Here is a 12,272-nt window from a genome sequence, read left to right as displayed (position 1 = left end):
CCTCCATCTGCGTTTGTATCTTTTAATCTCTCCGGTATGCACAGTCCGTTTTCCCACAGGATTCACATCCCTTTATCTCACAGCGGTAAGGCTTTCCGCTGACTCCCATCACCGCAGTGACGGACTTGGAAGGGGTCATGAGAAGGCTGTCCGTCAGCATGATACCGATCCTTTTAGGCGTTTCTAAAACTGTCGTAATATCCTTCTGGCACTCTAAGGGGAAGTCTCCGTAGCCCGGGCTGAACCTGGGTCTTAAGTACATCTGCCTGTCCTCATACTCCTCCTTCAGCTTCCGGTTCTCTTCATCACAAAATTCCTCAATCATGGCGGTGGCCGCCGCCTGCATGGTGACCGCCTTGCTCATCTGCAGCTTTGTATACTTATGCAGCAGCACATCCACCCCCGCACCTAACGTAGCGGCAAATAAGATCACCTGTTCACAGTCCTGTAAATTCCGGTTTAAATTCCGGCTTCTGGTCTTAAATACGGTAAAATCGATCCAGTCATCAGAAAGCAGCTCCAGGGGATATACCCGGCTTATGCTTTTGGGAGATGCCGCAGCCATTAGCTCCCTGATACATTCCTCAATCAGGGTATTTACAGCTTCATCACCTTCATTTTTCCCGTATCCCAGATATCGCCGGATCTCTCTTCGGCTGATTTCCATTGCTGTCCCTCCGTTTTTTCATTTTAAATGGGTCCGACCCTTTTTTAAAGGAGCCGGACCCTGGTAAAAAGAATCACAATATCTCGGAAAGGTTCTCCTTGATTTTTAACGCCACATCCGGCTTATTCATGGAATAAACATGGATGGCATTCACTCCGTTGGCGATAAGGTCAATGATCTGTTCTGTAGCATAAGCAATTCCCGCCTGCTTCATAGCTGCCGGATTATCTCCGAACCTGTCCACTATGGCCTTGAAACGGGAGGGCAGATAGGTACCTGACAGCTGGCAGCTTCGGATGATCTGCCTTACATTGGTGACAGGCATGATTCCCGCCACCACCGGAACCGTGATTCCTTTTTCTCGGATGCGGTACAGGTAATTGTATAAAATGTTATTGTCAAAAAACATCTGGGTGGTTACAAAATCACATCCTGCTTCCACCTTCTGTTTTAAGTAATCCATATCAATGGTCTTGCTGGCGGATTCCACATGACCTTCCGGATAGCAGGCCGCGCCAATGCAGAACCCCCCTGCTTCCTTTATCTCCCTGATCAGCTCAGAGGCGTAATGGTATTCTTTTTTAGCAGGAACATCGGTAGGCATATCTCCCCTGAGAGCAAGCACATTTTCAATTCCAGCCTCTTTCAGTTCACCAAGAACCTGGTGTACCTTTTCTTTGGTGGAGGTTACACAGGTCAAATGGGCCAGAGCCGTCACATGATGCTGGTGATGGAGTGCAGAAGCGATGTCAACGGTATATTGGCTGGTTCCTCCGCCTGCTCCGTAAGTGACGCTCATAAAAGCTGGTTTCAGCTTTGCGATCTCTGACGCAGCCTGTTCCACTGACTCATATTTATCCTCAGTTTTAGGCGGAAACACTTCAAAGGATAGGGTTGGCTTTCCCTGGCTCAATATATCTTTAATTTTCATGCTGTCTGTCTCCTATCTTTCGTTTCATCATTAACGCCCGTGTACTTTGGGCATAAAGGTATGCCCGGAGGGTGTTTCATCATTAATGGGTATTCCCCATTTACCGCCATGCCCTTTGGGCATAATGGCATGCCCAAAGGGTGGCTTTTTATTATTTTAACACTTTACCACAAAAAACTGTTTCCCGCAATAGAATCTGCTTACGTTTCCTGACTTTCCATCACTTTAGGATTGCTGTATGAAACATAAATCCTGACCCCATCCTCGGTAAGATAAAGGTTGATATCAAACAGCCCTTCTGTAATGAACGCTCCATCTTCCTGCCATTCTCCTGTTCGGGCCTGTTCCATAATAGCAGGAATGCTGCTTTCCTCCTGAGGGATACCTGCTCCTGTTTCTACAAGGCTTAAAAACTCGCCTAAAAAGACAAGGGAATTTTCCCAGTCTTTCAGGGAAGAAATATAATCATGCAGTTCTCCGGTAGCAGTATCATAATTAATATCTACATACTGATATACGTAATCTTCATCGCCTGGATCCAGCTGACTGGTTGCCTCATCTTCAAAAGAGAAGCTTTCCACGGTCTCATAATAGGATATGGGGCCGCCCTCTTCTTCAAACTGATAATTATCAGAATACACAGCACCCTCTTCTATCTCATAGCCATAGTTGGTTTCGTTAAAAAACTGCCCCATGGAAGCTGCGATCTGTCTGCCGTCAGCCGGAAAATGATCATAGCCGGTACAAGACTCCCCAATTGCCTTCACATCCTCTTCTACAAGCTCCGTAAAACCGGAATCATCATATGGAACCGCTGTCTCATAGTTAATACTCTTTTCGTCCGTTATGGCCCGGTTTACCGTTCCAATGATCCTTGGCAGAGCATTTATAAGAACAAACAAAGCAACGGATATCACCACAGGCACAGTGGAATTCTTCCTTCCTTTTTCCTGGCCCGGCCGGGATGGCTGCGGCGGATTATGGCTGCCGGCAGGCTTAGTGGAAGGCCTTCCCATATTTTGTCTGGGGTTTACCGGCCCACCAGTCATACTTTTCCGGCCTGTCGGTCCCTGTACATTCCTTTTCTGCGGCATTCCTGCTCCATCAGCCTTATGAGCATCATGGCTGTTATAATCAGGACGCCTTTCATTCAAATAATAATCTGCATCCCACAAAACGGGCTTCCGGACCACCTTCCTGCACCGCGGACAGTAATTTGCCTCATTAACCGGAAGATCACAAACCGGACAAATCTTTTTCGTCATCCCAAAATCCCTCCTTTATCCCAGTACCAGATGAGCCACTGCAATTTCGTCATCCTCCCTGAATCCCTGGGCACAAACCTGTATATCATAAACATATTTCTCCTGAAGTCCGGTAATGAAAGCAATCTCAGCAATATTCTTTCCTTCCTGAGCCAGCACCAGCACCTGATGAACATCTGCTATTGTCTTTTTCAACAACTCATCCGCTTGACCGAAAGGCTCAAGGTCAGCCGCTTGTTTATCTGACTCTGTGATAAAATCTTCCAGAGACAGGCTTCTTTCATCTTCTCCGCTATTGTAGTAATCCTCTGAAATCTCCCAATCCTGTTCTCTCTCTGACATTCTGCCACTCCTTTCATCTTTTTTGCCCATGCAGGGTATTTCAAAAACAGACAGGTTCATCGGAACCTGCCTGATTATGTAATCTGATAAATTTTATCTTTTATTTCTTAAAAAATCAGGAATATTGATCTGAACTTCCTTATTCACAGTCGGGCGATAAGGCTGTCCGCCTCCCTGTGGAGCACTCTGAGGGTTATTCTGCCCTGCATAATTGGGCTTCTGGTAATTCCCTGCACCGTAGTTCTGATTTCCGTAATTCTGGTTATTATAGTTGCTGTTATTATTTGGATAATTCTGATTGTTGTAAGCTGGATTGGAATAATTCGCATTTCCGTAATTGGGGTTATAATTCTGGTTATATCCAGGAGTTGCTGTAGTGGCGGCTGCCTCCTGATTCCCGGCCTGTGTCTGTGCCGGTGCTTTCGGCTGTTTATAGTTAGGGTTGGAAAAATTCGTCATAACTTTGGATACCGGAGTCTCAGACTGCATGTCCAGACCTGTGGCGATCACGGTGATGCTGGCTTCATCATGAGCATTCTCATCATACATCGCACCAAAGATAATATTGGCATCATCTCCTGCCATCTCCTGAACATAGCTGGCTGCTTCATTGGCCTCAACCAGGCTGATATCACCGGATATGTTGATGATGACGTGAGAAGCGCCCTCAATGGTAGTCTCAAGCAACGGACTGGATACCGCCTGCTTCACAGCTTCTAATGCCTTCTCATCACCCTTTGCCCTGCCGATACCGATGTGGGCAATGCCCTTATCTGTCATGACAGTCTGGACATCCGCAAAGTCCAGGTTAATAAGTCCGGGTACATTAATTAAATCGGTAATACCCTGTACGGCCTGCTGAAGAACTTCATCTGCCTTCTTTAAGGCATCCGGCATGGTAGTACGTCTGTCTACGATTTCCAGAAGACGGTCATTAGGGATTACGATCAATGTATCTACGCTCTCTTTTAAACGCTCAATACCATTAACGGCATTGCTCATACGGGTTCTTGCTTCAAAGCGGAAAGGCTTTGTTACAACACCAACGGTTAGAATTCCCATATCTTTTGCGATCTTAGCCACAACAGGTGCTGCTCCGGTACCGGTACCGCCTCCCATTCCGCAGGTAACGAATACCATATCCGCGCCCTTCATGGTCTGAGCCAGCTCGTCCGCATTCTCCTCTGCCGCTTTTTCTCCGATCTCAGGCTTGGCGCCTGCACCAAGACCTTTGGTCAGTTTCTCTCCGATCTGCATGGCTGTAGGAGCCTTACAAAACTGCAAAGCCTGCTTGTCCGTGTTAATTCCTAGAAATTCCACTCCAGCTATATTCTCATCAATCATGCGGTTGACCGCATTATTTCCGGCACCGCCTACTCCGATTACCAGAATTCTTGCGGCATTGTCCGCCTCATTTATCTTAATCTCTAACAAGATTATATCCTCCTTTAACCATAAACAGCTTACTCTATAAACCTAATTAATATAATATTTGATTTTACCAAAAATATCAACCACTTTTTAAACAAAATTCCAAGCAAATTATGTAAATTCATTAATTCTTCACAAATCGGTAAGATGTGACTGTTTCCGCCTCATCATAGGTATCCAGATATAAGGTCCCTGATAAACCTTCTAAAACAGGAAGCTGATCCTTCAGTTCAGAGATTTTTCCATTCATCTGGTCATAGCTTCCAAGGAAAACACGGATATCTCCCATAACAAGAGTAGCATCCCCCCGGGAATCATAACGGATCTGGTCAACAGGAATTGCCTTCGTTGATAAAAGCTGAGTCAGGTTCAGAATTTCATTGAAAATCTTCCCCTTTTCCACCGGAAGGGGCTGGTGCAGGGCAATATGCCCGAACTGCAGCCCCGTGATCCAAGGAACTCCGTCCAGTTTTCCGCTGGAGCTTTCTACCACGATCCCGTCCTTATCAAAATACATATAGCTGCCCATATAGGATACATAGCCTACCACCGATTTCTCATAGACGATCACTTCCACTCTTACCGGGCTTAAGAATACGATTTTGTAATCTTCTACAAAAGGGATCTGTTCATGCTTCTTAAAACGATCCTTGTAGAGACAAAAAACCGCATTCCTGTCCCAGCTGTCCTTGAATAAAATATCAACGATCTGTTCCGATGTATATTTTTTATTACCGCTCACCGTAATATCCCTGATCTGCAGCGACAAAAAAATGACAGTTCCCAAAAGGATCACGGCAGCTGTGATGCCAAATTTAATTTTTCTTCTGCTTTTTTTTAAATCATTCATTCCATCCCTCTGATCGCTGCACCAAGACTGCTCAAGTCACGGCAGATGTCTTCATATCCACGTTCAATATGATGGCACTCATGAATCTCTGTCACGCCCTCACATGCCAGCCCTGCAACTACAAGAGCCGCGCCTCCCCGCAGGTCCGTAGCTGTTACACGGTTTCCCTTTAAAGGATAAAGTCCATGTATGTCAGCCCGCTTCCCCTCTATTATAATATCTGCGCCAAGCTTATGCAACTCTTTTGCAGTTCCAAATCTTCCCTCAAAGATCGTTTCTTTAATTCTGCCGGTACCTTTTGCGGATGCCATGACCGCCATTAACTGGGATTGAAGGTCCGTGGGAAAACCCGGATAGGGCTCTGTTATGACATCTACACAATCGGGGCGTCCCCTCATGGATACTTCCAGGCAGCTTTCATACCGTTTCAGCTCCGCGCCCATTCTATCGGCAAGAGAGATGGCGGAAGCTAAATGTCCGGGTTGGATTCCCTGTATTACGATATCTCCCTCAGCAGCCATGACAGCCATTAAATAGGTTCCTGCGACAATTCTGTCTCCTGCCACAGTAAATTCAGAATCACAAAGCTCTCTTACGCCTGTGACCGTCAGAATGGAAGTACCGGTTCCATGTATTTTAGCCCCCATATTGTTTAAGAATTCACATAGGGTGATGATCTCCGGCTCCTTTGCTGCTCCATGTATCACGGTTATACCCTGGGCATACACAGCTGCCATCAGGGCATTTTCCGTAGCTCCCACGCTGGGAAAGGGAAAATAAATATCGGCGCCCATCAACCGACTTGCGGACGCCAAAAGCTTATCACCCTTCTCCTCAATGATTGCACCAAGTTTCCGAAAGGCAGATAAGTGTAAGTCTATGGGGCGCTCTCCTATGGAACATCCTCCAGGGAAGCTGGTGACCGCATTGCCAGTCCTTCCAAGCAAAGGGCCGGAGAGCATAATTGAAGAACGCATGCTTTTTATATACTCTTCCGGTATCTCCGCCTGTGTCAAATCCCGCGCATCAATTGTCAAGGAATGGCCGTCAAAGCAGCATATACATCCAATATGCTCAAGTATCCCCAGCATACAGAACACATCCTGTATCCTGGGGACATTATGAATCACTGTTGTACCTTTATGGAGAATCGCTGCTGCCATCATGGGCAGAACAGCATTCTTGGAACCCTGAATTTTTATCTCACCTTTTAAGGATCGTAACCCCTGGACCTGTATGACTGACAATCCGGTACCTCCCATGGCTTCTTATATACTATCCTATGTTAAAAGTGAGAGAATGTTTTCACATCCCATTATTTTTCCAGCTTTATCTGGTTGGAAACGCTTAAAACCATGCCCATCTCCATCATCAGAAAAAGAACAGAGGTACCTCCATAGCTGATAAAAGGAAGGGTGATACCGGTATTTGGTATGGTATTGGTTACAACCGCAATATTTAAGATAACCTGTATGGCAATATGTCCCATAACACCTACAACAAGCAAAGCTCCAAACAGATCCGGCGCATTATCCGCAATGAGCATGAACCGGTAAATCATGAAAAGGAATATCAAAATTACAGAAACCGCTCCAAATAGCCCAAGCTCTTCACAGATGATGGAAAAAATCATATCGTTTTGTGCTTCCGGTACAAACCCCATCTTCTGTATGCTCTCTCCCAGGCCTCTGCCTACAAGGCCGCCCGAACCTATGGCATAAAGCCCCTGAAGCACCTGATAGCCTCCGGTCGAGGGATATGCCTCCGGCTCCAGCCATACCAGGATACGGCCCAGCTGGTAATCATGAAGAATATTAAGCTTTTCCAGAACAGCAGCCATTGGCCCGGCAAAGGCCAGCGCGCCTACGCCTGCAAGACCACAGGCAAAAAACGGCCATTTCTTTTTACATGCCACAAACAGCATGACAAAAGCGATCCCAATGATGATGATTCCGGAGCTTAAGTTATTTGCCGCTACGATTCCCGCTATGGGCAGGGTCGTCACAATAACCAGAAGAACGCCATTTCTCGTGTTAATGTTCCTTCCCATCTGAACAATCAGAACAGCAAGCATGACAATCAGAGCAATTTTTACAAATTCCGTAGGCTGAAAGGAAAGGCTTCCCACTCCCAGCCACCTTCTCTTACCGTTTACTTTACGCCCAACTAAGGATACGGTAATCATCAAAACATAAGAAAGAGCGTAAGCAAACACAGCGAATTTCGCGTACCAGTGGTAATCCAGTTTGGATATCACAATCATGATAACAAAGCCTGCCAGGGCTATCTTGGCCTGCCTCATCATGAAATAAGCGGCGTTATTGAATTTAAGCTGGGCTGCATAAGAGCTGGCGCTGTAAATCATGACCAAACCAAAAACAGACAGAAATATTACAGTAAACAGAAGACTGTAGTCATAAAAACGGCGCGGTTTGTTTTTTTTCTTCACTGGCCCTTTTTCTGCCATATCATTCCTCCTCGCCAACTGTGGATTCATTTTTATTCATTTATCATCCACCATGCATTCATCATTTGGCGGAAGGGCACCGCCAAATGGTTCATTGCTTTTATAAATTTCTGACACTTTCTTTAAAGATTTCGCCGCGTTCTTCATAGCACTTAAACATCCCCCAGCTGGCGCAGGCTGGAGATAAAAGCACATGATCTCCTCTGTTGGCATAAGAAGCACATACCTTTACCGCTTCCTGCATATCTTCCGCATACATTACATTCGTAAAACCATGTCTGGCTGCACACTCAGCGATCTTTTCCCTGGTCTGCCCCAGAAGCACCATGTATTTCACCTTGCCGTCAAAGGATTCAATCCACTCGTCGTACTGGGAGTTCTTATCGTAGCCTCCTGCAATGAGCAGCGTAGGCCCTGGCATGGCTTTTATTGCCTGGATCGCTGCGTCCGGATTGGTTCCCTTGGAATCATTGTAATATTTCACTCCGGCCTTTTCCGCAATAAATTCAATCCGATGCTCTACCGCCTTGAACTCCCGGATCACCTGAGCGATGATTTCCATGGGCACTCCCATTTCAGCAGATATAGCGGCTGCGGCCATGATGTTCTCATGGTTATGGCGGCCTAAGAGCTGCACCTGGCGAATATCTGCGATCTCAGTCCTCTCCCCATCATGGCTGCGGATAATCTTATCCCCATCCATGCAGTAGCCTTCTTCTAAAAACTGACGGCTGCTAAAATAGACAGCCTTTGGCTTGATGGTAGTTCCAAATTCACGCAAAACAGGATCGTCGTAGTTTAAGATACAAAAATCCTGGGGTCTCTGGTTTGATGTTATTCGTTCCTTAACTTCTATGTAGCATTCCATGGTTTTATGACGATCCAGGTGGTCTGGCGTTATGTTTAAGATCGCGCTCACATCCGGGCGGAAGTCGGTGATCGTCTCCAGCTGAAAGCTGCTGACCTCTGCTACCGTCACCGAATCCTCAGTCGTCTTTAACGCTTCCTCTGTATACGGGACCCCAATATTGCCCACTACAAACACATGGTCATAATATGCTTTCATGATTTCCCCGATAAGGGCCGTAGTGGTTGTCTTACCATTGGTTCCAGTGATTGCCGCAAGCTTTCCTCTGGCATGGTGGTAAGCCAGCTGAATCTCACTCCAGACCGGGATATCCGCCTCCTTAAGGACAGCTACAAAGGGGGCCTCTAAGGAGATACCGGGGCTTATGACACATAGGCTTACGCCTGTAAGATCTTCCTTTTTAAGCTCTCCCAGTAAAACTGAAATCTTTCCATCTTCTTCAAACTGATGAAACAGCTCATCCTTATGAAGGGCAGCATTGCTGTCGTAAAGAATTACTTCATCGCCTGTTTTAAGGATCAGCCTTGAAGCGGCAATGCCGCTTTTCCCGCTGCCGGCAACTAAAATTTTCTGATTCATATAGTTTCTCTCCTATAATCCAAGGTATGCAAGCATGCAAAGAACCGCAGTCACGATAGCAAATACAGCTACCACCCGTGTTTCCGACCAGCCGCACAACTCAAAATGGTGGTGGATGGGGGCCATCTTAAAAATCCTCTTTCCGCCTGTTCTTTTAAAATATGTCACCTGAATGATAACGGATAATACTTCGATCATATAAATAAAACCGATAATGGCAAGGAAAACGGGGATCTGCATCATAAAGGCGCTGGAAGCAACAAACCCTCCAAGACCAAGGGAACCGGTGTCCCCCATAAACACCCTGGCAGGATACACATTAAACAGCAGAAATCCCAAAAGACTTCCCACAACCGCACCGGTAATAGGACTGATGCCGGTATTTTCCCCCAGAGAAACCACGGTCAAGAAGGTCGCCACCAGAATGGTCACACTGGTGCAAAGCCCATCCAGGCCATCGGTAAAATTCACACCATTATCAGTTCCTATTACGAGAAAAAATACCGCCGGTACGAAAAATATTCCCAAATTCAGATACAGCCCTTTTTCAAAGCCTCCGGAAAAGGGGATTAACATTCCCGTTCCCACATCCTTTGAATGAAGCAGATAATAGGCAAAGATGCCTGTAATGACTAACTGCCCTGCCATCTTTTGAACAGGCGTAAGCCCCTCTGACCGCTTCATTACGATCTTAATGTAATCATCAAGAAACCCAACGATACCAAATCCAACTGTCACAAAAAGCACAGGAATGATCTTCGGATATTCCCTCACATAGAACAGCGACGTAATGATGATGCTGGTCAATATGATAAGCCCTCCCATGGTCGGAGTACCCTGCTTTTTCAAATGGCTTTCAGGTCCTTCCTTGCGGACCTCCTGGCCAAATTTTAATCTGTGAAGAAATGGAATTACAATGGGACACAGCATGGCGCTGATTGCAAATGCTATGATGATTGCCAGAATCGTTTCGTTAATCATGTCACACCTCAATATTTTATGTATTTGTATTTCAAAAGTACACAGTAAGTAGTATACGTCTTTTTGCCTGAATAATCAACCATAGATTCGAAACGCAGAAGCAGTTTTTTCCTCGGTTGGCTCTATTCCCAGGTATGGAAGAATATTCTTAAAAATGTCGGCAATCACCGGTGCAGCTATGGTTCCGCCGTAATAAATCCCCTCAGGTTCATCGATCGTAATGAGAGCAATCACCTGGGGATTATCCGCCGGTGCAAAGCCTATAAAGGATGAAATGTACTTTTTTAAACTTCTTGGCAGTTTTTCGGAGGTTGCTGTTTTACCGCCCACCCGATAGCCGTCGACCTGTCCTTTTTTCCCGCTTCCTTCCGCCACTACTTGTTCCAGGATATAACGCATGGTTTCGCTGGTCTGGGCAGATATGATCCCTTCGCTTACCGGATAAGTAAATTCATGGACCGAAGCTCCGTCGGTGCTCACTGACTTCACCCCAAAATGAGGGGTCACACGGTTTCCGCCATTAACGATGGCAGAAGCGGTTGTAATAAGCTGTAGCGGCGTGATCTGGAAAGACTGGCCAAATGAAACGGTCGCCAGCTCCACAAGCCCCATATTATCCTTTTTATGCATAATGGTGGATGCCTCGCCGGGAAGATCGATTCCGGTCTTTCCCTTTAAGCCAAACTGCTCAAAATACTTATAATAATTATCTACGCCAAGGCGCTGTCCTACGTCGATCAGAACAGGGTTGCAGGAATTCATCATGCCCTGAAGAAACGTTTCCGAGCCATGGCCTCCCACTTTGTGACATCTGATTTTACGGTCCTCTACGACCCGGAAGCCCGGGCATGAAAAATGGTCATCAAGCTTCACCACTCCGGCTTCCAGCCCTGCGGCTGCGGTAACGATCTTAAAGGTGGATCCTGGTTCATAGGTGTCGTTAATACATGGATTTCTCCACATCTTGTTTAGCAGATCCTGTTTTTCTTTGTCAGATGCGGGAACTCCGGCGTCTACATTTAGTGTAAACGGATCATTCAAATTAAATTCAGGTGCATTTACCATTGCCATAATTTCCCCATTCTGAGGATTCATAACAATAATTGACACTCTTTTTGCGCCTTTTTTCTCCATCACCTGATAAGCAGCCTGTTCGCAATAACGCTGGACATTGACATCCAGGCTGATATGCAGATCCTGCCCCGCTACAGGCTCGATCCTATCCTCCGCCGCATTTTCTATTTCAATTCCTGCTGCGTCGGACATGGTCAGGATTTTACCGTTAAGTCCTTTTAAATATTGTTCGTATTTTACCTCCAGGCCGATGATTCCCTGATTATCTCCCCCCGTAAAGCCAAGAACTGTGGAGGCAAGGGTGTCATAGGGATAATAACGCTTGTAATCCTCATCCACTTTTACACCGTCTAAATGGTAGGACCGGATCATGTCTCCCATAGCCTTGTCTACATTGGTTTTAATAATTTCCCTTGAACTGTACTTTTCTACCTTTTTCCGTACTTCCTCCTCCTGAAGACCAAGCTCCTTGGAAAGGACTGCCACAACCTCATCTGCTTTTTTGATCTGGTTATGTATGACCGATATGGTGCACACCGTCCGGTTGGTGGCAATGACGGTTCCATTGGCATCAACGATATTTCCCCTGGCGGCTTTAATGGTCCTTTCCCGTTCATGAAGGTCCAATGCCATGGCACTGTAATGTTCCGAACGAAAGATCATTAGAAAAATAAGCCGCCCCATAAGCCCTGTCATGGCAAGAAATAACAGGAAAAACAGGATGGCTATTTTTTCTCTGTGATGTGTCTTATTTGAACTCATGCACTGCTCCATCACCATTATTTCTACAGTATATGAATTTCAGGACTTTTTATGA

At 46.0% G+C, this 12,272-nt stretch carries 11 protein-coding genes; all 11 read right to left on the bottom strand.

All coding sequences use genetic code 11. From position 1 onward, the window contains the following. Nucleotides 1-22 precede the first annotated feature (22 nt). Nucleotides 23-667 (bottom strand): vitamin B12 dependent-methionine synthase activation domain-containing protein, encoded by a 645-nt coding sequence (locus tag RT269_RS09555; RefSeq protein ID WP_313182172.1) that lies wholly within the window; start codon nucleotides 665-667, stop codon nucleotides 23-25. A 73-nt stretch (nucleotides 668-740) separates the two neighbouring features. Next, on the bottom strand, nucleotides 741-1,598 hold the full coding sequence (metF, locus tag RT269_RS09550; protein WP_313182171.1) for a methylenetetrahydrofolate reductase [NAD(P)H]: 858 nt from the start codon (nucleotides 1,596-1,598) through the stop codon (nucleotides 741-743). Nucleotides 1,599-1,798: 200 nt separating this feature from the next. Next, the gene (locus RT269_RS09545) at nucleotides 1,799-2,863 is read right to left on the bottom strand and encodes a hypothetical protein (protein ID WP_313182169.1); all 1,065 of its coding nucleotides are present in this window, start codon (nucleotides 2,861-2,863) and stop codon (nucleotides 1,799-1,801) included. Nucleotides 2,864-2,878: 15 nt separating this feature from the next. Next, the gene (locus tag RT269_RS09540) at nucleotides 2,879-3,205 is read right to left on the bottom strand and encodes a hypothetical protein (RefSeq protein ID WP_313182168.1); all 327 of its coding nucleotides are present in this window, start codon (nucleotides 3,203-3,205) and stop codon (nucleotides 2,879-2,881) included. Nucleotides 3,206-3,298: 93 nt separating this feature from the next. Beyond that, nucleotides 3,299-4,639 (bottom strand): cell division protein FtsZ, encoded by a 1,341-nt coding sequence (gene ftsZ, locus RT269_RS09535; protein WP_313182166.1) that lies wholly within the window; start codon nucleotides 4,637-4,639, stop codon nucleotides 3,299-3,301. Nucleotides 4,640-4,760: 121 nt separating this feature from the next. Continuing rightward, complete coding sequence (locus RT269_RS09530; protein WP_313182165.1) at nucleotides 4,761-5,486, bottom strand: cell division protein FtsQ/DivIB; 726 nt, start codon at nucleotides 5,484-5,486, stop codon at nucleotides 4,761-4,763. After that, entirely contained in the window at nucleotides 5,483-6,733 is a 1,251-nt protein-coding gene (murA, locus tag RT269_RS09525; protein WP_313182163.1) for a UDP-N-acetylglucosamine 1-carboxyvinyltransferase, read from the bottom strand. Before murA ends, RT269_RS09530 begins: the two co-directional genes overlap by 4 nt. Before the next feature lie 68 nt (nucleotides 6,734-6,801). Continuing rightward, the gene (locus RT269_RS09520) at nucleotides 6,802-7,953 is read right to left on the bottom strand and encodes an FtsW/RodA/SpoVE family cell cycle protein (protein ID WP_313182161.1); all 1,152 of its coding nucleotides are present in this window, start codon (nucleotides 7,951-7,953) and stop codon (nucleotides 6,802-6,804) included. Nucleotides 7,954-8,053: 100 nt separating this feature from the next. Next, nucleotides 8,054-9,400 carry a UDP-N-acetylmuramoyl-L-alanine--D-glutamate ligase gene (gene murD, locus RT269_RS09515; RefSeq protein WP_313182159.1) on the bottom strand — a complete coding sequence of 449 codons (1,347 nt, stop codon included), beginning with the start codon at nucleotides 9,398-9,400 and terminating at the stop codon, nucleotides 8,054-8,056. A 12-nt stretch (nucleotides 9,401-9,412) separates the two neighbouring features. Continuing rightward, nucleotides 9,413-10,381: a phospho-N-acetylmuramoyl-pentapeptide-transferase gene (gene mraY, locus RT269_RS09510; protein ID WP_313182157.1), complete on the bottom strand. Its 969-nt coding sequence runs from the start codon at nucleotides 10,379-10,381 to the stop codon at nucleotides 9,413-9,415. Nucleotides 10,382-10,456: 75 nt separating this feature from the next. Continuing rightward, nucleotides 10,457-12,217, bottom strand: coding sequence for a peptidoglycan D,D-transpeptidase FtsI family protein (locus RT269_RS09505; protein ID WP_313182156.1), 1,761 nt, complete (start codon nucleotides 12,215-12,217; stop codon nucleotides 10,457-10,459). Between the last annotated feature and the right edge of the window lie 55 nt (nucleotides 12,218-12,272).

The organism is Lacrimispora sp. (assembly GCF_032078915.1).
Classification (GTDB): domain Bacteria; phylum Bacillota; class Clostridia; order Lachnospirales; family Lachnospiraceae; genus Lacrimispora.
Note: the sequence above shows the minus strand (reverse complement) of the source record. Positions and strands in the feature narration are given on the sequence as shown.

Bases quoted from the DNA above. Each gene is read 5' to 3' on its own strand.
- RT269_RS09555 (WP_313182172.1), bottom strand. From the start codon at position 667: ATGGAAATCAGCCGAAGAGAGATCCGGCGATATCTGGGATACGGGAAA.
- metF (WP_313182171.1), bottom strand. From the start codon at position 1,598: ATGAAAATTAAAGATATATTGAGCCAGGGAAAGCCAACCCTATCCTTT.
- RT269_RS09545 (WP_313182169.1), bottom strand. From the start codon at position 2,863: ATGACGAAAAAGATTTGTCCGGTTTGTGATCTTCCGGTTAATGAGGCA.
- RT269_RS09540 (WP_313182168.1), bottom strand. From the start codon at position 3,205: ATGTCAGAGAGAGAACAGGATTGGGAGATTTCAGAGGATTACTACAAT.
- RT269_RS09530 (WP_313182165.1), bottom strand. From the start codon at position 5,486: ATGAATGATTTAAAAAAAAGCAGAAGAAAAATTAAATTTGGCATCACA.
- RT269_RS09520 (WP_313182161.1), bottom strand. From the start codon at position 7,953: ATGGCAGAAAAAGGGCCAGTGAAGAAAAAAAACAAACCGCGCCGTTTT.
- murD (WP_313182159.1), bottom strand. From the start codon at position 9,400: ATGAATCAGAAAATTTTAGTTGCCGGCAGCGGGAAAAGCGGCATTGCC.
- mraY (WP_313182157.1), bottom strand. From the start codon at position 10,381: ATGATTAACGAAACGATTCTGGCAATCATCATAGCATTTGCAATCAGC.
- RT269_RS09505 (WP_313182156.1), bottom strand. From the start codon at position 12,217: ATGAGTTCAAATAAGACACATCACAGAGAAAAAATAGCCATCCTGTTT.